This window comes from Lysobacter sp. P5_B9 (assembly GCF_054049835.1).
Genome location: NZ_JBFULP010000006.1, coordinates 108,347 through 129,983 on the forward strand (window position 1 = coordinate 108,347; position 21,637 = coordinate 129,983).

General features: G+C 65.8%; 18 protein-coding genes. 7 read left to right on the forward strand and 11 right to left on the reverse strand.

The annotated features are described in order from the left end of the window. Nucleotides 1-17: 17 nt before the first annotated feature. Complete coding sequence (locus ACXJJ9_RS13140) at nucleotides 18-1,157, reverse strand: glycoside hydrolase family 18 protein (protein WP_457097723.1); 1,140 nt, start codon at nucleotides 1,155-1,157, stop codon at nucleotides 18-20. Nucleotides 1,158-1,359: 202 nt separating this feature from the next. Here ACXJJ9_RS13140 and ACXJJ9_RS13145 point away from each other — a divergent pair, with 202 nt between their 5' ends. Continuing rightward, nucleotides 1,360-2,097 (forward strand): rRNA pseudouridine synthase, encoded by a 738-nt coding sequence (locus tag ACXJJ9_RS13145; RefSeq protein WP_457097601.1) that lies wholly within the window; start codon nucleotides 1,360-1,362, stop codon nucleotides 2,095-2,097. A gap of 102 nt (nucleotides 2,098-2,199) precedes the next feature. Then, nucleotides 2,200-3,009 (forward strand): phosphatase PAP2 family protein, encoded by an 810-nt coding sequence (locus ACXJJ9_RS13150; protein WP_457097602.1) that lies wholly within the window; start codon nucleotides 2,200-2,202, stop codon nucleotides 3,007-3,009. A 34-nt stretch (nucleotides 3,010-3,043) separates the two neighbouring features. Here the strand turns inward: ACXJJ9_RS13150 and ACXJJ9_RS13155 are convergent, their stop codons facing one another. Continuing rightward, the gene (locus ACXJJ9_RS13155; protein WP_457097603.1) at nucleotides 3,044-3,277 is read right to left on the reverse strand and encodes a hypothetical protein; all 234 of its coding nucleotides are present in this window, start codon (nucleotides 3,275-3,277) and stop codon (nucleotides 3,044-3,046) included. A 477-nt stretch (nucleotides 3,278-3,754) separates the two neighbouring features. Beyond that, nucleotides 3,755-5,824: a M13 family metallopeptidase gene (locus tag ACXJJ9_RS13160; protein WP_457097604.1), complete on the reverse strand. Its 2,070-nt coding sequence runs from the start codon at nucleotides 5,822-5,824 to the stop codon at nucleotides 3,755-3,757. A 232-nt stretch (nucleotides 5,825-6,056) separates the two neighbouring features. On the opposite strand from ACXJJ9_RS13160, the gene ACXJJ9_RS13165 reads away from it, so the two are divergent. Next, a complete protein-coding gene (locus ACXJJ9_RS13165; RefSeq protein ID WP_310052883.1) occupies nucleotides 6,057-6,362 on the forward strand; it encodes a PilZ domain-containing protein in 306 nt (101 codons plus the stop codon). Nucleotides 6,363-6,396: 34 nt separating this feature from the next. Here ACXJJ9_RS13165 and ACXJJ9_RS13170 read toward each other — a convergent pair whose 3' ends face one another. Both ACXJJ9_RS13170 and ACXJJ9_RS13175 read right to left on the reverse strand, forming a co-directional pair. Further along, nucleotides 6,397-7,257: a PA4780 family RIO1-like protein kinase gene (locus tag ACXJJ9_RS13170; RefSeq protein ID WP_457097605.1), complete on the reverse strand. Its 861-nt coding sequence runs from the start codon at nucleotides 7,255-7,257 to the stop codon at nucleotides 6,397-6,399. 167 nt (nucleotides 7,258-7,424) lie between these two features. Then, nucleotides 7,425-8,345, reverse strand: coding sequence for a M14 family metallopeptidase (locus ACXJJ9_RS13175; protein ID WP_457097606.1), 921 nt, complete (start codon nucleotides 8,343-8,345; stop codon nucleotides 7,425-7,427). Between the two features lie 337 nt (nucleotides 8,346-8,682). Here ACXJJ9_RS13175 and ACXJJ9_RS13180 point away from each other — a divergent pair, with 337 nt between their 5' ends. Together ACXJJ9_RS13180 and ACXJJ9_RS13185 are read left to right on the forward strand one after the other, a co-directional pair. Continuing rightward, on the forward strand, nucleotides 8,683-9,450 hold the full coding sequence (locus ACXJJ9_RS13180) for an OmpA family protein (protein WP_457097607.1): 768 nt from the start codon (nucleotides 8,683-8,685) through the stop codon (nucleotides 9,448-9,450). Nucleotides 9,451-9,636: 186 nt separating this feature from the next. Further along, a complete protein-coding gene (locus ACXJJ9_RS13185) occupies nucleotides 9,637-9,954 on the forward strand; it encodes a hypothetical protein (RefSeq protein ID WP_457097608.1) in 318 nt (105 codons plus the stop codon). A 217-nt stretch (nucleotides 9,955-10,171) separates the two neighbouring features. On the opposite strand, the gene ACXJJ9_RS13190 is transcribed toward ACXJJ9_RS13185, so the two are convergent. After that, the gene (locus ACXJJ9_RS13190; RefSeq protein WP_457097609.1) at nucleotides 10,172-11,440 is read right to left on the reverse strand and encodes an FG-GAP repeat domain-containing protein; all 1,269 of its coding nucleotides are present in this window, start codon (nucleotides 11,438-11,440) and stop codon (nucleotides 10,172-10,174) included. 323 nt (nucleotides 11,441-11,763) lie between these two features. After that, a complete protein-coding gene (locus ACXJJ9_RS13195) occupies nucleotides 11,764-13,659 on the reverse strand; it encodes a putative bifunctional diguanylate cyclase/phosphodiesterase (RefSeq protein ID WP_457097610.1) in 1,896 nt (631 codons plus the stop codon). Nucleotides 13,660-13,779: 120 nt separating this feature from the next. On the opposite strand from ACXJJ9_RS13195, the gene ACXJJ9_RS13200 reads away from it, so the two are divergent. Beyond that, nucleotides 13,780-15,237, forward strand: a complete 1,458-nt coding sequence (locus ACXJJ9_RS13200; RefSeq protein WP_457097611.1) for an FGGY family carbohydrate kinase — start codon at nucleotides 13,780-13,782, stop codon at nucleotides 15,235-15,237. Nucleotides 15,238-15,273: 36 nt separating this feature from the next. Here the strand turns inward: ACXJJ9_RS13200 and ACXJJ9_RS13205 are convergent, their stop codons facing one another. From ACXJJ9_RS13205 to ACXJJ9_RS13215, 3 genes are all read right to left on the reverse strand, one after another. After that, nucleotides 15,274-16,047 (reverse strand): phosphatase PAP2 family protein, encoded by a 774-nt coding sequence (locus tag ACXJJ9_RS13205; RefSeq protein WP_457097612.1) that lies wholly within the window; start codon nucleotides 16,045-16,047, stop codon nucleotides 15,274-15,276. Between the two features lie 142 nt (nucleotides 16,048-16,189). Continuing rightward, nucleotides 16,190-17,026 (reverse strand): hypothetical protein, encoded by an 837-nt coding sequence (locus tag ACXJJ9_RS13210; RefSeq protein ID WP_457097613.1) that lies wholly within the window; start codon nucleotides 17,024-17,026, stop codon nucleotides 16,190-16,192. Then, nucleotides 16,974-17,750, reverse strand: coding sequence for a COG4705 family protein (locus ACXJJ9_RS13215; protein WP_457097614.1), 777 nt, complete (start codon nucleotides 17,748-17,750; stop codon nucleotides 16,974-16,976). Before ACXJJ9_RS13215 ends, ACXJJ9_RS13210 begins: the two co-directional genes overlap by 53 nt. A gap of 306 nt (nucleotides 17,751-18,056) precedes the next feature. On the opposite strand from ACXJJ9_RS13215, the gene ACXJJ9_RS13220 reads away from it, so the two are divergent. Further along, on the forward strand, nucleotides 18,057-19,514 hold the full coding sequence (locus ACXJJ9_RS13220) for an ArnT family glycosyltransferase (RefSeq protein ID WP_457097615.1): 1,458 nt from the start codon (nucleotides 18,057-18,059) through the stop codon (nucleotides 19,512-19,514). Between the two features lie 99 nt (nucleotides 19,515-19,613). Here ACXJJ9_RS13220 and ACXJJ9_RS13225 read toward each other — a convergent pair whose 3' ends face one another. After that, entirely contained in the window at nucleotides 19,614-21,602 is a 1,989-nt protein-coding gene (locus ACXJJ9_RS13225) for a M13 family metallopeptidase (protein WP_457097616.1), read from the reverse strand. Nucleotides 21,603-21,637: the final 35 nt, after the last annotated feature.

Genomic DNA, 21,637 nt, shown 5'->3' on the forward strand with positions numbered 1-21,637 from the left:
GGTTCGTGCAGCCCCTCCTACGGCCCGCTGGCAAACGGCTGCACCATCGCCCGCAGCAGGCTGTGCTGGTCGTCGTCGCCGGTGAGCTCCCACATGAAGACGCCACGCAGGCCGCGATCCCTGGCGATCCGGGCGCGGATGGCGATCGACTCCGGGTTCTCGAAGCTGACGAAGATGCGCTCGCCGGGATTGAACAGCCACGGCGCCTGCGCGATCGGATGCCAGTGCTGCTGCCATTGCGGATCGGCCAGCAGCTTGCGCCGGATGGTGCGCCAATCGCCGGCTTCGAACGGCGCGCTGTAGGGCTGGTAGAGGCCCTCATTCGTTCCTGACGACACGCGGAAACCGCGGCCGTAGAACGGCACGCCGAGCACCAGCTTGTGCGCGGGGACGCCGTGCTGGCGGTAGTAGTCGATGCCGCCTTCGACGTTGTTCCAGCGGCGCAACGCAGGGTCGAGCGGATCGGCGGGATCTTCCCGCAGCGGCGCGTTGAAGGTGGACACCGCGGAGGAGCCGGTGCCCATGTCGTAGGTCATCAGGTTGATGAAATCGAGCACGCCCGCCAGCTTGCCGAGCTCGAAGCTGCGCGCGGGATCGTAAGGGCCCGCGGACTGCAGGCGCCCCGTCGGCAGCGCGGCGGTGAGCAGGAACGCCTGCCCACGCTGCCTGCCCAACGCATCGAGCTGGCGGCGGAATTCGCGTGCAAGCAGCGTCATGTTGCGCCGGTCCTGCGGTCGCGCGGTGATGTGCGACGGACCGCCGTAAACGGGAAACTCCCAATCGATGTCGACGCCATCGAAGCTGCCGCGATGCGCGTCGAAGAACAGTTCGATGCACGACGCGACGAAACGCTTACGGCTGCGCGCGCTGAGTGCGGCATCCGAGAACCCGCCCGCCTCCCAACCACCGATCGAGATCAACGTTCGCAGCCGGGGATGGCTGCGCTTGAGTCCAGCCAGTGCGGCGAAATGCCCGCCCGCTTCCGCACCGGTGACGCAACGGCCGTCTTCGATCCGCGCGAAGGCATAGAACAGGTGCGTGAGCCTGTCGGCCGGAATGCGCGACACCGGATAGCGCTCGGCGGAGCTGCCGGGGTAATAGGCGCCGATGACATTGGCTGGACCATTTCCGGCCGCTTGGGCGACCGCCAGGACCATGCACGCGGCGAGGATGGCCAGGGTAGGCAGGATTCGGCGAAGCACGTGGCCCTCCTCGGTGACGATCACCCCCGTTCGCAACGGAGTATCCGGCTCCAGGCGGGGAGCATGGAAGCGCCGGACGTCGATGCCGCACGGGTCGCGAAGCGCTGCCCGCGCCGCTGGTCGCTACACTGCGTGTCCTGTTTCCCCGGCCCCTGTCATGTCCGCTCCGGTTCGCCTTGCCCATCGCGTCGCCGAACTGTTCGGCTGCTCGCGCGCCGACGCCGAGCAGTACATCCAGAACGGTTGGGTATCCGTCGACGGGCACGTGGTGGAGGCGCCGCAGCACCTGGTGTCCGGCGAGCAGGTCGAACTCGACCCGGATGCGCGCCTGGAAGCGGTGGAACCCGCCACCATCCTGCTGCACAAGCCGCCGGGCTTCGATGCCATCGGCGGTCGCAGGCCCGCCGCCGCACTGGTCACCCCGGCGACGCGTTGGGCCGACGATCACTCCGGGGTGCGCCTCCTGCAGCGCCACTTCCAGCGCTTGACGCCGCTCGTACCGCTGGATACCGAGGCCAGCGGGCTCATGGTGCTGACCCAGGACGGCCGCGCCTGGCGCCGCCTGACCGAGGACGCCGACCAGATCGAACACGAATACCTCGTGGAAACCAGCGGCGAGATCGCCCCTTACGGCCTGCACAAGCTCAACCACGGCTTGCGCTACAACGGCCGCGCCCTGCCCCCGTGCAAGGTCAGCTGGCAGAACGAGATCCGCCTGCGCTTCGCCATCAAGGGCGTGCAGGACGGACAACTGCGCGACATGTGCGCACAGGTCGGACTGGACGTCGTGTCGATCCGGCGCCTGCGCATCGGCAAGATCCCGCTGGGCAAGGGCCCGAATGGCGCGATGCCTCCCGGGGAATGGCGCTATCTGCCCGTGGGCGAGCGGTTCTAGCAGCGAGGGATTCACCCCGCGCAGTGCACGCAGCTATAACGAAATGGTACCGATGATGCACGGAGTCGGGTGCTTGCCTGCAGCGATCCGAAGGCATCGCGGATGTCCCGTTTGCGAATTGGCGGATGGCTCCTGTGCGCCACGCTCGCACTGTTCGGCGCAGGCGGCTGCGCGACGATGCCCAGCGGTCCCGCCTGGGGTGCCAACGCCACGCTGACTCCGGGCTGGGAGCGCATCCGTGCTTCGGCGGTCAATGCCGCGAAAGACCCATACGTCTGGGTGCCCGTGGCCGGGGCCGCGGTCTTCCAGATCGGCGACTGGGATCGCGAAGTGGCCGACTGGGCCCGACGCGAGCGGCCGATATTCGGGAACGACGCCGCGCAGTGGAGCGACGACCTGCGAAGCGCGTCGAGCATCGCCTATGTCGCCACCGTGCTGTTGACGCCCGGCGGCGATGAACCCGACGAGTGGTTCGTCAACAAGGCAAAGGGCCTCGCTGTCGGTCTCGCCGCGCGCGGCGCGACCAGCCTGACGACACAGGCCCTCAAGCAGGGCGTCGGTCGCGAACGGCCCGACGGAAGCGATCACCTGAGTTTCCCGTCCGGACACACCTCGGCATCGGCGGTCAACACCCGCCTCGCGTCGCGCAACCTGCAGTCGATCGAGATGCCGGACACCACGCGACGCGTCCTGGATGTCGGCCTGCTGACACTCACCATCGGCACATCGTGGGCACGCATCGAAGCGGGCAAGCATTACCCCTCGGACGTCCTGTTCGGCATGGCACTGGGCAATTTCTTCGCCGCCTTCATCAACGACGCCTTTCTCGGCCAGCCTGCCGACAACCGCCGGGGCATCCTGCTTGAAGCGCTTCCCGGGGGAGCGGCCGTGCGGTTCTACGTGATCTATTGAGGCCGGCACCAGAACCCCCGGCGTCGCAGATGGATTACCCGCTGCAACCACCGCAACAGATCGATGGGAGTTGCTGGACCTGATCGGGAGTCACCGGATATCCCGCCTGCGCCAGCAACGAGACCAGTTCGCCCATGTCCAACCATGCAGTCACCCGCAATGCCTGGTCGGCGGGATCGATATCGACCAGGGCCGCAGGGTCGACCATCCGGATGGCCTCATCGATCACGGCGGCATCGGGGGCCGTCAACCTCACTCGAAATTCCATGGACTCACCTCCGACTGGACGATGGGCAAGCTCCGTGGGTCGCGCTTCGCGCCGCCGTCCCGGGCTTTCTTCCGGGCTTGCGCGTGCTTGCCGCGCATCTCGGCGTGCCGGGCAAATTCGTCGCGACTTATCGCACCGCTCCGGTCGAGATCCATGGCGCTGGAATTTTCTTCCTGGGCGTTGCTTGAGTCCCTGGCGAGGGAGTGTCCCGCGGACCAGGCAGGCGCGCAGGCTGCCGCCACGAGAGCGAGGGCGGAAGACCGGGATTTCATGGGAATTCCTTCTGGTTGGGAACCGCAGCCATGCTGGCGATCCGCGCCGCTCCCTGCGCTGACCCAGGTCAAGCGGGATGGCATCCCGGGAAAAGAAAGAGGCCGGGCCCTCTCATCGCATGCGGATGAGTGAACCCGGCCTCATTTCAAAGATCCATCGTCAGGCGAGCAACCAGACTCGCTTCATTCGGATCCTTTCAGCTCCTTACCAGATCCGCACGCGCTGCTCCGGCGGCAGGTACAGCGCGTCGCCCGGCTTCACGTCGAACGCGGAGTACCACGGATCGAAGTTGCGTACCGGACCGTTGGCGCGGAACTGCCCCGGCGAGTGCGGGTTGGTCTTGATCAGGTTGAGCAGTGCCTCGTCGCGATACTTGCCCTTCCAGATCTGGCCGAAGGCGAGGAAGAAGCGCTGGTCGCCCGTCAGGCCATCGATCACCGGCGCCGGCTTGCCACCCAGGCTCATCTTGTAGGCCGTATAGGCCATCGAGATTCCGCCCAGGTCGCCGAGGTTCTCGCCCATGGTCAGCGCGCCGTTGACGCACTGGCCCTGCAGCGGGCAGTAGGCGTTGTACTGCGCACCGAGCGCCTTGGTGCGCACCTCGAAGTTGGCGCGGTCGGCGTCGGTCCACCAGTTGCGCTGGATACCGGCGAAGTCGGACTTGCTGCCCTGGTCGTCGAAGCCGTGGCCCATTTCATGGCCGATCACCGCACCGATGGCGCCGTAGTTCACGGCCGCGTCGGCGTTGAGGTCGAAGAACGGCGCTTGCAGGATTCCCGCCGGGAACACGATCTCGTTGAAGGTGGAGTTGTAGTACGCATTGACCGTCTGCGGCGTCATGTGCCACTCGTCGCGGTCGGGGCGGGTACCGATGCGGCGGTTCTGGTCGTCGCGGTTGTAGTGGCGGAACTGCATGGCGTTGGCCATCAGGTCGCCGGGCACGACGGTGATGCTGCCGTAATCGCGCCACTTGTCCGGGTAACCGATCTTCGGACGGAACGTTTCCAGCTTGTGGTAGGCCTCGGCCTTGGTCGCCGCGCCCATCCAGTCGAGCTGCTCGATGTTCTTGCGCAGCGCCACGCGCAGGTTGGCCACGAGCTGGTCCATCGCCGCCTTCGCCTGCGGCGAGAAGTGGCGCTCCACATAGAGCTTGCCCAGCGCATCGCCGAGGCCGTCCATCCCGCCGACCATCGCCACCGCACGCTTCCAGTCGTCGCGCTGCGCCTTCTGTCCACCCAGCACGGTGCCGTTGAATGCGAACGCGGCGTCGTCGATTTCCCGGCTCAGCAGCGGTGCGTTGTTGTCCACCGCGTGGAAGGCCAGGTAGTCGCGCCACACCGGCAGCGGCGTCTTCGCGATCACGTCGAGGATGGGCTTGAGCGCGCTCGGGGTCACCACGTTGACGCGATCGAACTTGCCCATGCCCTGGGCGCGCGCCTGCGCCGCCCAGTCGTAGCCGGGGTACTGCTTGCCGAGGTCGGCGAAGGCCACGACGTTGTAGGTCTTGTCGCGGTCGCGGATCTGCGCGCGCTCCCACATCGGCTTGGCGAGCTCGGTCTCCAGCGCGAGGATGGCCTCGGCGCGTGCCTTGGCATCCTTCACGCCGGCGAAGCCGAGCATGCGCTGGATGTGTTCGACGTACGCCCTGCGGATGGCGACGAAGCGCGCGTCCGTATTGAGGTAGTAATCGCGGTCCGGCAGGCCCAGGCCGCCGACGCGCAGGCTCACCAAGTACTGGTCGGGATCCTTGCGATCCAGGTCCACCGACAGCGACAGCGGCGCGCTGCTGCCATCGAGGTCGGCCTGGCCGAACGCCGCCACCAGCGCGTCCGTGGTGCGGAGCTTGTTGATGCGGTCGAGCGTCGGACGCAGCGGCGCGATGCCAGCGGCATCGCGCGCGGCGCGGTCCATGTAGCTGGCGTAGTAGTCGCGCACCTTCTGTGCGTCGCTGCCGGCGGCCAGGTCCTTGCGCTGCTGCAGTTCCTCGATGATCGCCTTGACCTGGGCCTCCGACTGGTCGCGCAGCGCATTGAACGAGCCGTAGCTGACTTCGTAGTCCTTGAGCTGGTAGGTCTCGATCCAGTGGCCGTTGACGTAGCGGTTGAAATCGTTGCCCGGCTTCGCCGACAGGTCGCGCGCATCCAGGTCGACGCCGAACGTGCCCAGTTGCGGCTTGGCGGCGGCGGAGGCGGCGGTGTCGGCCGCGAGGGAGGGAACGGCGGCGGCAACCGACAGCGCGGCGGCCAGCGCGAGGCTCAGGGAGGATGACTTCATGTGCGACCCGTTGGTGAGAAGTTCCGGCACGCTACACCGGCCCGGTCGGCCTCGTCCCGTGACTTAAGTCCGCATCGCTTTGCATCAGAAGGCGGTATGCCCGGGGGCCACCGGGTCCGACGCGGCCGGGGCATGGCGCACCTCGAAGTCGCCCTGGCCCGGGCAAGAGCCACGGCGGCCTGCTTTCCCGGGCATTGGCGTTCCTCCTGTTACCCGGGCATGGGTTTCCCCCATGGAAATCGAGAGACGCCGTCATCCACGCCGCGACACCCTGACGGCCATCATGGTCGCGCCGAATGGCAACGAGCACAGTGCCGCCGTGATGGACGTGTCCGCGGGCGGAGCGCGCATCTGGCTGCCGGAGGACGACTGGACGCCGTCTGCCGGCGCTGCCCTGCGCCTGTCCTTCGAAGTCGACCCTGCCCAGACTTTCGTGGTCCGGGGCGAGGTGGTTCGCGTCTGTGTCGACCACCTGGGCGTGCAGTTCGCTCCCGACCAGGAGCAGCAGATCGCCGACCTGCTCGTGAGCCTCAACTAGGGCGAACAGGCACTCGCGGCGCCCTGCCGCTTCCCTACCCTTCGGCTTCCGCTGCCGCCTCGCGGCCCTGCTGGCGGATCAACGCTTCCTCGCGTGCGTCGTTGATGGCGTGGCGGACGCTGTCGAGGTCCACCGAGGATTCGTCGGGTTCGAACTCGCCGGTCAGTTCCATCTCCGGATGCAGCGCGCCGGCTTCGAACAGCGCCCACATCTCCTCGCCGTACCAGGTGTCCAGCAGCTCGGGCGCCCAGCGGCCGAGGCTTGCGGTGAGGTTGTTGACGTCACGCAGCAGCATGGTGCGCGCGGCATTGTTGCCCCCCGCACTGACCACCTGCGGGAAATCGATCACCACGGGGCCATCCGGTCCGACCAGCACGTTGTAGGCGGACAGGTCGCCGTGGATCAGGCCGCAGCACAACATGCGTACCACCTGTCGCACCAGGACGCGGTGGAAGTCGCGTGCCTGCTCCGCATCGAGTTCGACTTCACCCAGGCGCGGCGCGGAGAAGCCTTCGGCGTCCGTGACCAGCTCCATCACCAGCACGCCGTGGAAATAGCCGTGCGGCTCGGGCACGCGCACGCCGGCCGCGCGCAACTGGTACAGCGCGTCGACCTCGGTGTTCTTCCAGGCGGTTTCCTGTTGCTTGCGGCCGTACTTGCTGGCCTTGCCGACTGCACGCGCCTCGCGGCTGCCGCGCACCTTGCGACCTTCCTGGTACTGCACGCGCTGCTGGAAGCTGCGCTGCGCCATGTCCTTGTAGACCTTCGCGCAACGCACGTCGTCGCCGCTGCGGACCACGTACACCGCAGCTTCCTTGCCGCTCTTGAGCGGACGCAGCACTTCATCAATGACGCCGTCGTCGATCAGCGCCTGCAAGCCTTGGGGGGTCTTCACGGAATCTCAGGGGAACGGCTGACGCGGCGAGGCCTGCGCTACCGGGGCGCGAATCTTCGCATCTTCGGGTACACGGGGCCATCGGAGAGATACGGGAACCGCGCCCGGCTTACCTGACTGGGGCCGGCAGGTCCGGAAGCACGGCAACTCCGCGGGCTTCTTCCGGCTTATTGGTGCGCCAATGCGTAATCGATGGCCGCGCATACCGCCGCTACCTGCGCCGTATTGCATTGCGCGGGCGTGGCGCGGGGGCTGTCGGGGTAGACCTCGGTGGTCGTCCTGTAACGCGCATCGGTGATGCCTGCACACAGGCCGAGCTGCCTGACCGGGTAGTTGATGACGCCCGGCGCGACCACGGGCGAGCCGATGATCTCGCCATTGGCATCGGCCGGAGCGATGTGGGTGACCTTCGCCACCGCCGCGATCACCGCCTGCTGGAACCCGGGTTGCGGGTTCTCGCTGTCGCCGCACAGGTAGAAGCCGTCGGGGATTTCCCCGGGCTCATGCGGCTTGCCATCGCGGGCGGCGAGTGCGGGCCGGAATTCGGACTCGTCGGTGTCGGTGGTTTCGTGCAGGTCGATGTGCACGAGCACGCGATCACGCAGCGGTGCGACCAGTTGCATGAGCGCGGCCGATTCCTGCGCGGGGCTGTTGTCGCGGAACGAGCGGTTGGGATCGATGGCGTCCGCGTTCCAGCGATGGATGCGTTCGTAGGCCCATGGGCTGATGCACGGTGCGACCAGGAGGTTGACGCGGCCTGCATAGTCGGCCGCATGCTGCTCGACGAACTGCAGGGCGCCATGCACACCACTGGTCTCGTAGCCATGCACGCCGCCCGTCACCAGCGCAGTGGGCAGGTCGTCGCGCCAGTCGCGGCTCCTGATCGCCAACAGCGGGTAGCCGTCCGGGCCGTAATCCAGGCGGCCGTACTCCACAACGTCGAAGTGCGGACGCAGCCGCTCGATCACACTGAGCACGTCCGTTGCGTAACTGCGCTGGCGGGACTGACGCGCCAACCATTCGGCCTTCTCCGCTCCGCTCCAGGGTTGGCCGGGCGTGCCGATGGGATGGAAGGCCTGGGGAGTCATGACGTCGCTCGCTCTGCTGTGTTTCGTGGAGGCGAGACTTTAGCACTGGCGCGAAATGCGCCCATGGACGGCACTCCACTCGCCGACCCCGGCGCCAGCCAGCCAGATGAAGCTGCCGCTTCCCGCTCAACGGCCACGGATGTTGGCCCAAGGGCCAATGGCAGCCCAAGTGCGGTTGTGGAACCCTGCCCTTCGTCCCCGGCCTTGCCCGCCGGGCAACTCGCTGTTGGCTGATACGTATCGATGCAATCCGCCGATACGAAGACGCAAGCCCCTCCAGCTTGCTTCACGTATTGTCCTCCCCCCGCTTTTCGAACGGCCCAGAGGGGCACCCGCCATGATTACCAGGAAGCATCCGAAGCAACTGATGTTGATCGCCGCATTCGTGGCCATGCTGGCTGCGTTGCCGGGCTTTGCCGCAGAGAAGAGCACGATCCGGGGCATGATCACCGCGATCCAGGGCGATACGATCACCGTCAAGGACAGCAACAACGCCGAGCACACCATCACGGTGTCGTCGGCCACTACCTACAAGAAGACCAAGGGCCTCACCGGCGCCATCAGGGAGAAGGCTGAGCACAGCTCGCTGATCCCGGGCCTGCCGATCATCGCCGATGGCATGGTCGAAGGTTCGACCTTCACCGCGACCGCGATCTCGTTCAAGTCGGACGACTTCAAGACCGCGCAGCAGGTCCAGGCCGGTTTGGCACCGACCACGGCACGCATGAATGACTTCGGCAGCTATGAGGCGCTCGCCACCACCGAAGTGCACTTCGCATCGGGCAAGACCACGATTTCGGAGAAGGGCAAATCGGATCTGATGGCCCTCGCCGCGAAGGCCAAGGAAACCAACGGCTACCACATCGTGCTGCAGGGCTTTACCGACTCGGTCGGTGATGCCGCCGCCAACCAGCGGCTCAGCACGATGCGCGCTGCTTCCGTCGCGAACTTCCTGCAGCAGAAAGCCGGCCTGATGCCCGGACGCGTCCATGCCGGTGACGGCATGGGCGTTGCCGCCGACGCCGGCTCGGGCAGCAATGAAAACGCGCGCAAAGTCGTGGTGAAACTGGTCGTCGACAAGGGTGTGAACGCCGCGAACAAATAGGCGAGTTTCGCCGCCCGCTGATACTGCAAGCCCCGCCTCGGCGGGGCTTTTTTTCGCTTGGTGGATCGTCTTTGCCCCTGCGCTCATGGCTGCTGCGTTGCAGCACCCGTCGATTGAAAGCCATGCATGACCCACGATAGCTTCGAACCGAGGGCCACATGAAGCTGTGGAAAGAGGAGAACGAAGATGGGCAAGCAAAGGTTGTTCGCATCGGTCTGTGCACTCGCGCTTGGCGGGTTGTCGGCGGGTGGTGCACTTGCAGGTGAAGTGAAAGGTCCACCGGGCACGCTGGACAACACGAATTTCACCGGAGCCCCTGCGCACGCCAACTCGAACTGCGCCTATAGCGGGTTGAACGACTTCGACACGCACGATCCGATGGGACAAATGCTGTCGAAAGTGCAGACCGCGGCGGACTCCTGGAAGATCTACGGCCTCGAGCATGGTTTCCCCGGCAAGGACGGTGCCTGCAGGGGCGGCACCAACGAGTCACGCCAGAAGTAGGACGAAGCGACCAAGCGAGCGTGTGATTGCGCCCCCCGATCGGGTAAATGGTCAAAGCAGGCAAGACCCACGCAGACTGCAGGGTTTCGCTGAATGGGGCTTTCCTACACGGCGACAGGGACGTGACGGCAACGCGCGACAGACACTCCCAGGTTCGCTTGCCGTGCAAATGCAAAGCCCGCCAGATGGCGGGCTTTGCATTCGCGGGATCTCGGCATCAATTCATCGGGTCGGCCGGCAGGTTGCCACCCGTCACCGGAGGCTTCGGCGGCGCGCAGTTCATGCCTTCGATGATCACCAGGCCCCAGTTGTAGTCGCCGATGGCCACGTCCGGGCAACCGTCGCCGGTGATGTCGGCGGCGGCCACGCCCTGGCGGTTGTAGTCGCTGGCACCGAAGGCGCCGTAGCCGACGGTACGAACGTAGGTTTCGGGTTGCAGGATGCCCTGCCCGTTCTGCAGGTAGATTCCGATTTCACCCTCGTGCATGACGGCGACGTCGTCACGCCCGTCGCCATCCAGGTCCTGTCCGAGCATCGTGGTCGGCAGATCGGACGTGTACAACTGGGTCGGCGCGCCCAGCACACCGTTGTGTTGCGGATATATCCAGATCGCGGTGTAGGGGACATTTCCCCCGGTAGCGATGATGACCTCGTTGTTGCCATCGTGGTCCACGTCGGCAATCGCAGCCGACTGGACGCCCCACGTGCTGGGCCTCGGATATGCGACGGGGGGCTTGAACCCGCTCACGCCATCATGGGCAACCACCCAGAAGTCGAAGGCCTGAGCGGACGTGATCACGAGATCGGGGATGCCGTCCGAGGTCACGTCACCGATCTTCAGATCGTTGCGGCCGTGCTGTTCCGTCGCTATGCCCTGGGTCCCGGTGAAACCGCCAGCGCCGTCGCCGAATTGCAACTGAGTGGCGTTGGGCAACACCATCCCACCCATGTAATCGCCCCAATGCAGGCTGACCATGTCGAGGTGACCGTCGCGGTTGACGTCCATCATTCCCAACTGGGTGGGGGGCCAGTTGTCGGGAATGAGCGTGGCCACGCGGCCGCCCCCCGTGCTGACCAGCAGACTGATGCCGCTCTCCGTGGCGACGGCGACGTCGGCTTTGCCGTCCTCGTTCAGGTCGCCGATGGCGATGCCGCCGTAAGGATAGATGTACTTGGCGCCCAGGTTGTAGGTCTGGCTGAGCGCGAGTCCGGTAGGCACGCGTCGATAGACATCGAGGCGACCGTCATTATTCAACAGCGAGTACGCCACCACGACTTCGTTCTGGCCGTCGCCGTCCAGGTCGCCAATGGCGACGGCACCGGGATAGTGGTCGATGGGGTAGCGAACCGGGAAGGTGTACTGGAGTCCGGCCGTCGCCGAGGCCTGCGCCGAAAGCGCCGAATACTGCTTGGCGGAGAGCACCGGTACGACGACGCCCTGGGAAGCGTTCGCTGCTGTGCGACTGTCGAGTTCGGCCAAGGACACGGACTCCCCGGACCATTGCATGCCCGCCGGCGATGCGGCCTCCGCGGTGGAGCTTCCGGAGTCGACACCGGTTACGGCTTCACTGGACCGGACGCCATGCATCCGCAGTCCGAGCGCACTGGCGGCACCCAGCAACAGGAGACCGGCCCCAAGCTTCCACGTCGGATTTCGCACGATCACTCTCCCCAGAGCAACACCACGGCGAGCGACTGCGTCGCCGCGGGCGGCGAAAGGTTACAACGTCCAGGCCGTCGAGGACGCAAACCTTGCTGGCGGCCAGAAACGGCAATCCCGAAACCGGACCGACATATCACTGCACGGCACTAATGCCGCGTCTGCACCCCATGTTCGCCCACCGGTGGCCGCGCCAGCGTCTCCATCAGCACACCCTGGTCCAGCGACGGGGCGTACAGCCAGCCCTGGATGCGGCACACGCCGAGGGCGCGCAGGGCGTCGCGCTGTTCGGTGCGTTCCACGCCTTCGGCGACGACGTCGATCTCCAGCGCCTGGGCGAGTTCCCGGATCGCGGTTACCAGCGCGACGTCGAAGCGTTCGTCCGGAAGGCCGGCGACGAAGCTGCGGTCGACCTTGACCGCGTCGATCGGGAAGGTCTTGAGGTAGGCCAGTGACGAATAACCGGTACCGAAGTCGTCGACCGCCAGGCCCACGCCCAGGGCCTTGAGCCGCTCCATCGTGCGCAGTGCATTCGAGGTGTCGTGCATCAGGGTGGTCTCGGTGACCTCCAGGCACAGCCGCTCCGGCGCGAGCCCACAAACCGCCAATGCAGCGGCTACGTCATCCACCAGGCCGGGGGCATCGAACTGCTGTGCCGACACGTTGACGCGCAGGGTCAACGGCGGCTCCTGCGCCGGCCACGCGCATGCGTCGCGGCAGGCCTGCTCCAGCACGTAGCGGCCGAGCGGCAGGATGAGGCCGGACTCTTCGGCAATGTCGATGAACGCGCCCGCGCCCAGCAGCCCCTGCGGCTGGCGCCAGCGCACCAACGCCTCCGCGCCGACCCAGCGGCCCGAGCGGACATCGCACTCCGGCTGGTACTGGACCAGGAAATCACCGTGCGCCAGCGCGTCACGCATCGCCTGCTCCGTCCGCAGGCGCTCGACCAGCGTCCGGTGCTGACCGATATCGAACACTTCGTAGCGATGGCGGCCCTGCATGCCCGCGCGTCCGCTCGCCAGTTCGGCATTGCGCATGAGCACGCGCGGGTCGCTCTCTTCCAGATCGCGGGCAAAGGCGACACCGACGGCCGCGCTCGCTTCCACGCCACGCCAACCGGACACGCTGCGCACCGCATCGACGCAGCGTTCGGCAATGCCGATCACCTCACGCTCGGGCAGGACGCGATTCACCAGGATCGCGAATCCGTCGGCGCGCACGCGTGCCAGCACGCCCTCCTCGCCTACGGCCCGGCGCAGGCGGACGGCCAGCTCGGCCATGACGTCCTCCGCCGTGGGCGCGTTCGCCGGCATGGCGGCGCCGTACGGAAGTTCTACGTGCACGTGGATCACCGCAACCGTGTCCCGTGCATCGTGCGGCCTGGCCAGGCGTTCGCGCACGTGCTCGAGCAGATGGTCGCGATTGGGCAGGCCGGTGGCCGGATCGTTCAGGCGCAGGTACGCCAGCTCATTTTCGGCCCGGTGGCGGCGCTCGATCTCGATGGCCATCGCGACGTAGTCGCCCATGCTGCCGGCAAAGGCGACCTCCTCCGGTGTCCATGCGCGCACCGCTCCGACCAACTCGTGGCAGATCACGCCGACGAGCTCGCCTTCCACACGCACCGGCGCATCCAGCAGCGAGCAGATGCCGTGCCGATGCAGGTAGTCGCGCAACGCGCCATGCGAGGTCGCGGTGCTCGGATCGACGTCGACGTCCGAGACATCGATCGCGCGTACGACCTGGAGGAATTCGACGTACTCGCCGTCCATCGGCAGGGTTTCGAGCGCCCCGGACGGCGCATGTTCATCGGTGGAAAGGTCGTAGGCGTGGGTGCACTTGAGACGCAACGGGTCCGGCAGCAGGCGCCAGACGTTCACGCGTTGGACTTGCAAGGCATGTGCCCCGGTCCGGCAGATCACCGCGAGGGCGTCCTGCAGCGTGCAGTCGGGTTGCCAGACGGCCCGGGTCAGTTCAACCAGCGCGCGTGTGTAGCGCGTGCCGGGGGTGTCAGGCAGCGGGGCATCGCGGCCCAGGATGGCGGACATTGCAGCCTCCTCGCGGAACTGCCACCGCCCATATCCGGCGGCGGCCAGCACGGGACTCTAGCACCGGGAATGTCGGGGCGGCGTTGCGCAAGCCCGTATGGCTTCGTGCACCATATCTCCATGGGCCGGAGCGAACTGTCACTCGCGCTTGATCAGGGTGGTAGCGCCAGTCGCGCGTTGGTGTTCGATGGCGAAGGCGTTGAGCTGGCAGCGTCGCGAGTCGAAGTTTCCGATCGTCGGCCACGACCTGGCTGGGTCGAGCAGGATCCGGAAGCCGTCGTCGACTCGTTGCGACAGGTGGCCGGGACGGCCTTGATGCAGCTCGATCCAGCGCAGCGCGAGCGCGTCCAAGCCTGTGGCCTGAGTTGCCAACGTTCCAGCCTGGTCTGTTGGGATCGCGATAGCGGACTCGCCTTGTCGCCGATCCTCAGTTGGCAGGATACCCGCGCCGCGCAATGGCTGGCCGCGCAGTCATTGGATACCGAAGCGATCCGCGCGACCACCGGCCTGTATCCGAACGCCCATTTCGGCCTCAGCAAAATCCGCTGGTGCCTGGATCACCTGGACGACGTGAAACAGGCGGCCGCCGACGGTCGTCTGCTCATCGGACCGCTGGCCGCCTTTCTCGCTTTCCGCCTGCTTGAGCAGCGGCCGTGCCTGGTCGATCCGGCCAACGCCTCGCGCACCTTGCTGTTCGACCTGGCGCGCGGCGATTGGAATGGCGAGATGCTTGACCGCTTCGGCATCGATCCGCGCTGGCTGCCGGAAATCGCGCGCAGCGATGCCGAATTCGGCAACCTGGTCGTGCCGTCGCTGTCGAATGGCGTGCGCTCGTTGCACCTGCCGCTGCGCCTGCTCAGCGGCGACCAGTCGACGGCTGCCTTCGCCTACGGTGAACCGCAGCCCGAAGCGGCCTATCTCAATGTCGGCACCGGCGCCTTCGTCTATCGCCTGTCCGAACAGGCCCCAACGCCAGCGCGACTGTTGCGCAGCGTCATCCACTGGAGCGAAGCGGCGCAGTATGTGGTCGAGGGTACGGTCAATGGCGCCGGCTCAGCGCTCGCCTGGTTTGCCGGGCAACACGACATCCGCGATGTTGCCGCGACTCTCGACGAACACTGGGTGGGCGACGCCCCGGGCGATACCTTGTTCCTCAATGGCGTCGGCGGACTGGGGTCGCCCGATTGGCGAGCCGGGTTCGAATCGCGCTTCATCGGCGATGCGACGAAGGAACAGCAGCTCGTCGCGGTGGCCGAGAGCATCGTATTCCTCATCCAGCGCAACCTCAGCCTGCTCCAGGATATCGGCACGCCCTGCACCTGCGTGCTGGTCAGCGGCGGACTATCGCACTCAAACCAGTTCTGCCAGGCGCTCAGCGACCTGAGCGGCCTGCCCTTGCGCCGGCCCGCGCAGTGCGAAGCCTCGACTCGTGGCACCGCATTCCTCCTCGCAGGCCGACCCGCAAGCTGGGCTCGGCTACCGGAGCAGCGCTTCGAACCGCACAACAGCCCCGCGTTGCTGGCCCGCTATCGGCGCTGGGACGACTACATGGCGTCAGCGCTGCTCGATCAACGTTAGGAACAACGCATGAATCCGGCAAGCCGCGAAGCGGCTTCAGCTTGAATGATTGTCATGGTCAAACTCCGGGGCACGCTTGCCTTTCAGCACCATGACGTAGACCGCAAGAGTGACCAGCCAACAAACGGCAAGCGCCCAGAGGTCGTGCGAAAGGAAGTGCGCACCACGCAGCTGCTGGACGAAACCGAACAGCAAGCCGAAGCCGATCGCGATGCCGAATCCCAGCCAACGCAGCTGGGGACGCGTTGCGAGAAAGAAGAAGTACAGCGACAGCCAGCAGTAGCCGGCGCTGGCATGGGCGGCGGGGAAGCATTCGCCTCTGGGCCCGGCAGGCCGGGCAGCGAAGAGCCCGTGGTACACACGTTTACCACCGAAGTCGGTGAGGTCCCAGGGGCAGTTCACGTTTGTCCATGATTTCATCCAGGCGACGGTAAGCGCCGCCATGGCAGTCGCCAGGAGCAGATAAGCCAGGGGACGCCGCCATCGGGAGAGCTCTTGCCGTGCCATTGCCCTGATCCACAGTCCGAGCACGACAAACCATGCCGCCACACTCAGCATGCGACCCAACGTGTGCACCAGTGTCTCGGTGACAAACGACGACTTCCATATCCAGGCATGCCCTTGCCACGCGTACAACTTCCCGGCCCACCAGCGATCGATGTCGAACCAGGCCAGGACAAATGCCGTCAGCGCGAACGCGACCAGGGGTATCAGCAAGTGGCGCGCGTAAAACTGCCTGGATGCGAGGATGCCTGGCTGGATACCGGAATCGGCAGTGAACCGGCGGTCTTCCTTGGCGTCAGATCGCATCAGTGAAGCCCTTTGCCTGGACAATGACGGATGTTGGAGACGGCATGTCGGAACGGTGTCGGAATCTTGTCGCTCGATCAATGCGCCGGTCCAGGCCGGACCCCGGGGGCCTGATGCTTCCGCTTCAGACGGGCGCGCGGCGTCAGCGGACGTACTGCAGGCCCCAGTAGAAGATCAGCGGCTGGCGATCCTCGCCGCTGATCTCGCTTCCCAACGAACCTATCAGCAGCAGCCCCTCGCGCAACGGATGGCGCATGCCGAAATTGAGTGCGGTCCGGGTCCGCGAGCCGTCGTCGCGCGTGCTGTTGATTTCTGCAAGACAGGTTCCAACGAAGCAGTCGTGCGCAATGAATACGCCGCCCTGCCAAGCGTCGACCTCCTGTCGCACCCAGTGACGTGCGACTTCCAGCCCTGCGCTGTAGCGGCCAAAGCCGCGTGCCACCTGTATTGGCAAGACCCATTCGGGCTGAGCCGAAGCGAGGCCGCGCCGCCGTGCGGCCGAAGACCAGCCACGCACCCATAACGGCTGCACGGCAAGGGAGACGCCGCCCGCTTCCGCATCGAGGAAGCGGTAACGCAGGCCAAGCTCCACGTCGCCGAAGCCGGATGCCCAGTTGCCATGGTCCCGTGCGTGTGCCCATGAGCCGTGCACGGAAAGCTGGACGCGCTCGCCCACGCCGCGGTTGATGTCCACATCCGGCGCGGAAAGATCCAGGCTGCGGTGTGCGCGCCCGCCGGCCATGGCAAGGTTGATTTCCCAGACGCCGGGGCCCGGCGTGTCCGGATCGTTCGTGATCATCGGCGGGCCGGCCCGGGCTGCACCGGACATCCCGATCAGTACCAGTAAGGGGGCGCCCAGCTGCGCCGTCAGCACTATCCACGGGCGTGGCCTTGCCGGCATCGACGTCATCGCCATGGCCGTCCGTTCAATTCGTCGCGCGCGCCGCCCGATGCGGCAACAGGACGATGCCTGCTGCAATCAAGCCCAACAGGACCAGCGTCGCGGAATAGCGGCTCAGCTCAAGGCCGCCCTTGGCGACTGGCTTGTCGAGAAAATCGCCCACCGCTGCCCCAAGCGGCCGCGTGAGGATGAAGGCCGCCCAGAACAGCAGCGTGTGCGACACCGCCGTCCAGAGATAGAGCGCGGCTACCAGCAGCAAAAGGCCGGAGAAGACGAGGGCCGCGCCCAAGTAACCCAATCCCGCGGTATCGGCCGTCCAATCGCCCAGCGCCGTGCCCAATGTCTGCGAGAACATGATCGTCAGCCAATAGAACAACTCCGATTGCGGTGAACTCACCGAGCCTACGTCCACGGAGCCCAGCACGCGATGCCACAGGAAGAACGACGCGAGCAGCATTCCCAGCAGGAGCAACGAACCTCCTGAGTAGCCGATGCCGAGGGAGCGATCGGCGAAATCGGCGAGCGTGGTACCCACGGTGGTCGAGGCGATGATCGTCGTCCAGTAAAGGGACGGACTGAAGCGCTTGACGGCGATCTGTGCCGCGACGGCTGCGACGAACGCCGTCATGAAGATGGCGGTGCCAATCAGATAGCCCAGCCCCATCGACATCGAAACGGCATCGCCGCCCGTTTCGCCCACGGTGGTGGCCAGCACCTTGATGGCCCAGAACCCCAAGGTGATTTCCGGGACCTTGCTCGTTACGTCGCTCCGCGCCGCAACAGCGGCCGGCATGCCTGCCATATCCAACCTCCAATCAGCACCAGGGCGATGCTCTTGGGTGACATGTCGGAAATCGGTCGGGCGTCTCGTGCTCACTGGCGCGCCGTTTCCCATCAGACGCGCACACAACGTTAACAATGCCGACGGGCCCGGGAATTGGCCCAGAGCAGAACCCGACAAATTTGCGACACCGCCCTAATGAGAGTTGGCCACGCGGTTCGCGCGGCTTTCAGCGCGGCGCCCGCCCCTATCCGCCAACTGGACGGAGTGGAAATGGTTCGCCAATTGAGCAGGCGAGCGACTCGCCTGTTTCCATTGTCAGTTCCAATGTTGCGGATTTCTTCGCGACAGCAATTGTGGTGCCTGCTCACCTTCGCCTGCATCGTGCGCCTGCTCACGCTGGGTGCATATCCGCTCACGGACACGACCGAGGCGCGCTACGCCGAGATCGCGCGCAAGATGCTCGAAACCGGCCAGTGGATCGTGCCTCAGATCGAATATGGCGCTCCGTTCTGGGGCAAGCCACCGCTGTCGTTCTGGTTGACGGCGGCTTCCTTCAAGTTGTTTGGCATCAACGAATTCGCCGCGCGCATTCCAGCGCTGCTGCTGGGCGTTGCGGTGTGTGGCCTGACGTACGCGCTCGCGGCCAGCCGGCGCGGCACGGATTTCGGGCTTCGGGCCAGCCTGGTGCTGGCGACGACATTGCTGATGATGGCGAGCGCGGGAGCGGTGATGACCGACCCGACCATGATGCTCGGCACGACACTGTCGATGGTTTCCTTCTGGCTGGCGATGACGACGAAATCGCGGAGCTGGGGCTATCTGTTCTTCGTCGGCCTGACCATTGGCCTGCTGGCCAAGGGGCCGGTGGCGACGGTACTGACCCTGGGGCCGATAGGTGCCTGGGCGCTGCTGAGCGGGCGTGTCCGGGAAACATGGCTTCGCCTGCCATGGCTGTCCGGCGCGGTGCTGACGGCGGTTCTGGTCGTACCCTGGTATTGGGCCGTCGAAGTGCGTAGCCCCGGGTTTCTGCACTATTTCTTCATCGGAGAACACTGGCAGCGTTACACCGTCAGTGGATGGAAGGGCGATCTGTACGGCTCCGGTCATGCATACCCTCGGGGAACGATCTGGCTCGACGCATTGCTCGCAACTCTGCCGTGGTCGCCATGGCTGTTGTGGCAGCTGGTCCGGCGGAGAGTGGACATCCCCATTCGGCCGTCTCCGGCCAGCGATGGTTGGGGGCTCTATCTCGTGTGCTGGGCGCTCGCGCCAGCCGTATTCTTCACGATGAGCCGCAACATCCTGCCAACCTATGTTCTGCCTGGCCTGGTGGGCTTTGGCTGCCTGGTGGCCGAAGCGTGGGAGCAGCGGATTTCACAACGGCCTTCACCCTGGATACTGCAATTGAGTACCTGGGCACCGATCCTGTTCGCATTGCTCGTCATGGTGGCGTGGCCACGCGTGGGCTTCCAATCGCAGAAGGAAATCGTCACGGCCTGTGAGGCGTCGCTCGCGAGACGGCCGCTCTTCATCCTCGACCAGAGGCGCCAGTATTCGGCGGATTTCTACGCGCGCGGACGCATCCAGCATGTCGACGGGGACGAACAACTGCGCCGGGTGCTTGCGGAACACCAGATTGCCTACATCAGCGCCCAGCGCCCCACCTTCGACCAGCTTCCCGAGGATCTGCGCGCGCAGCTGACCGTTGTGACGACCACGTACAAGGGTCAGTACCTGTTATTGCGCCATGCGCCCCATCAATCGGGAATCGGGGCTCCCTGAAGGGCATTGCGCCACAACCGCGGCGTTGATCGAACTCCTGCAATGCTTCACAGCAGAAGGCCCGTTTGCGCGGGCCCCTGCTTCATCGATGCATGCGCGTCACCACACCTCGCAGCGATCCTTCTCCGCGCGCACCATCGGCGCATCCGCCTTGCACTGGAACGCGTCGCGGAATGCCGGCAGGTTCGACAGCGGTCCGTTGACGCGGTACTTGGCGACCGGGTGTGGGTCGCCCTGGATCATGGTGCGCTGGGTTTCCATGCGCGTCTCGTCGCCGCGCCATTGGCCCCAGGAGAGGAAGAACTGCTGTTCGGGGGTGAAGCCGTCGATGGTCGGTTCCGGACCCTTGGCCTCACGCGACTTCAGGTAGGCGCGATAGGCGATCTTGGCGCCGGCGAGGTCGCCGATGGATTCGCCCAGCACCAGCTTGCCGTTGTGGTGGACGCCTGGCTCGATGAAGTAACCCTCGAACTGGTCGACCACGCACTGACCCTTGGCCTGGAACTGCTTGTTGTCCGCGGGCGTCCACCAGTTGGCCAGGCGGCCCTGCGCATCGAACTGCGCGCCCTGGTCGTCGAAGCCGTGGCTGATCTCGTGGCCGATGACCACGCCGATGGCGCCGTAGTTGACCGCGTCGGTGGCGGTCACGTCGAACGCCGGCGGCTGCAGGATGCCGGCCGGGAACACGATCTCGTTCTGCGACGGGTTGTAGTACGCGTTCGAGGTCGGCGGCGTCATGCCCCAACGGCTGCGATCGGTCGGCTTGCCCACCTGGCTGCGGTTGTCGGCAACGTTCCAGCGCGAGGCGGCGACGACGTTGTCCCACGCCGAATCACGCGATATCACCACGCCCTTGTAGTCCTTGAACTTGTCCGGGTAACCAAGCTTGGGGAAGAAGGTCGCGCGCTTCTCCAGCGCCTTCTTCTTGGTCGCCTCGTCCATCCAGTCCAGGCCGCGGATGGTGTCGTCCATCGCCAGCAGGATGTTCTTCACCATGTCCTGCATCTTGGCCTTGGCTTCCGGCGGGAAGTACTTCTCGACGTACTTCTGGCCGAGCGCTTCGCCGAGCTGGTTGTCGGTGGCTTCCGCGCAGCGCTTCCAGCGAGGCTTGATCTCGGTGGCGCCGGTGAGGAACTTGCCGTTGAAGGCGAAGTTCTCCTCGACGAACGGCGTGGACAGCGAGTCGGCGGCGGTATTGAGGACATGCCACCGCAGGTAGGTCTTCCACTGCGGGAGCGGCGTCGTCGCGAGTTCCTTCTCGACCTGCTGCAGGAACCTGGGCTGGGTGACGTTCAACGCGTTGCGCGGCATGTGCGCGGCATCGAAGTACTTCGTCCAGTCGAAGCTCGGCGCCAGCTTGTCCAGGTCGGCGAACGCGGTCGGGTTGTCCAGCAGCTTCGGGTCGCGCAACTGCACGTTGTCGAACGAGGCCTCGGCCAGGCGCTTCTCGAAGGCGAAGACGGTCTGGGCGTTCTGCCTGGCCTGCTCCGGCTTGGTGCCGGCGAGCTCGAACATCTTCGCCACGTGCTCGAGGTACTTGGCGCGCGCCTCGACGAAGCGCTGGTCGGGCTTGAGGTAGTAGTCGCGGTCGGGCATGCCCAGGCCGCCGGCATAGATGTGGGCGACGGTCTGGGAGGGCTCGTGCAGGTCCTCGCCGGCATACACGATGAAGGGCACGAACACGCCCACGTCGTGCAGCTTGCCGATCATGCGCTGCAGGCCCGCCTTGTCCTTGATGGCATCGACGTCCGCAAGCCAGGGCTGGATCGGCCTGCTGCCCAGCGCGTCGACGCGGGACTCGTCCATGCAGGTGGCGTAGAAGTCGCCGGCGAGCTGGCCCGCGCTGCCCTTGGGCCAATCGGTCTTTGCCGACAGCTCGTTGAGGATGTCGCGTACGTGTTCCTTGTTGACCTCACCGGATTGCCAACGGCGGCTCCAGCGATCCATGTAGTTCGGGATCGGGTTCTGCTGCCGCCACGCGCCGTTGGCGTAGTCGAAGAAGTCGGTGCAGGCGTCGCCGTTGCGGTTGATGTCGGCGGGATTGATTCCGTGCACCGCACCTGCCGATGCGGTAGTGACTGCTAACAAAGCGACGAGCGGAAGACTGGACCTGATCACGTCTA

Bases quoted from the DNA above. Each gene is read 5' to 3' on its own strand.
- ACXJJ9_RS13160 (WP_457097604.1), bottom strand. From the start codon at position 5,824: ATGAAGTCATCCTCCCTGAGCCTCGCGCTGGCCGCCGCGCTGTCGGTT.
- ACXJJ9_RS13140 (WP_457097723.1), bottom strand. From the start codon at position 1,157: ATGGTCCTGGCGGTCGCCCAAGCGGCCGGAAATGGTCCAGCCAATGTC.
- ACXJJ9_RS13205 (WP_457097612.1), bottom strand. From the start codon at position 16,047: ATGCGATCTGACGCCAAGGAAGACCGCCGGTTCACTGCCGATTCCGGT.
- ACXJJ9_RS13150 (WP_457097602.1), top strand. From the start codon at position 2,200: ATGTCCCGTTTGCGAATTGGCGGATGGCTCCTGTGCGCCACGCTCGCA.
- ACXJJ9_RS13200 (WP_457097611.1), top strand. From the start codon at position 13,780: ATGGGCCGGAGCGAACTGTCACTCGCGCTTGATCAGGGTGGTAGCGCC.
- ACXJJ9_RS13155 (WP_457097603.1), bottom strand. From the start codon at position 3,277: ATGGAATTTCGAGTGAGGTTGACGGCCCCCGATGCCGCCGTGATCGAT.
- ACXJJ9_RS13145 (WP_457097601.1), top strand. From the start codon at position 1,360: ATGTCCGCTCCGGTTCGCCTTGCCCATCGCGTCGCCGAACTGTTCGGC.
- ACXJJ9_RS13220 (WP_457097615.1), top strand. From the start codon at position 18,057: ATGTTGCGGATTTCTTCGCGACAGCAATTGTGGTGCCTGCTCACCTTC.
- ACXJJ9_RS13185 (WP_457097608.1), top strand. From the start codon at position 9,637: ATGGGCAAGCAAAGGTTGTTCGCATCGGTCTGTGCACTCGCGCTTGGC.
- ACXJJ9_RS13215 (WP_457097614.1), bottom strand. From the start codon at position 17,750: ATGGCAGGCATGCCGGCCGCTGTTGCGGCGCGGAGCGACGTAACGAGC.
- ACXJJ9_RS13175 (WP_457097606.1), bottom strand. From the start codon at position 8,345: ATGACTCCCCAGGCCTTCCATCCCATCGGCACGCCCGGCCAACCCTGG.
- ACXJJ9_RS13165 (WP_310052883.1), top strand. From the start codon at position 6,057: ATGGAAATCGAGAGACGCCGTCATCCACGCCGCGACACCCTGACGGCC.
- ACXJJ9_RS13195 (WP_457097610.1), bottom strand. From the start codon at position 13,659: ATGTCCGCCATCCTGGGCCGCGATGCCCCGCTGCCTGACACCCCCGGC.
- ACXJJ9_RS13180 (WP_457097607.1), top strand. From the start codon at position 8,683: ATGATTACCAGGAAGCATCCGAAGCAACTGATGTTGATCGCCGCATTC.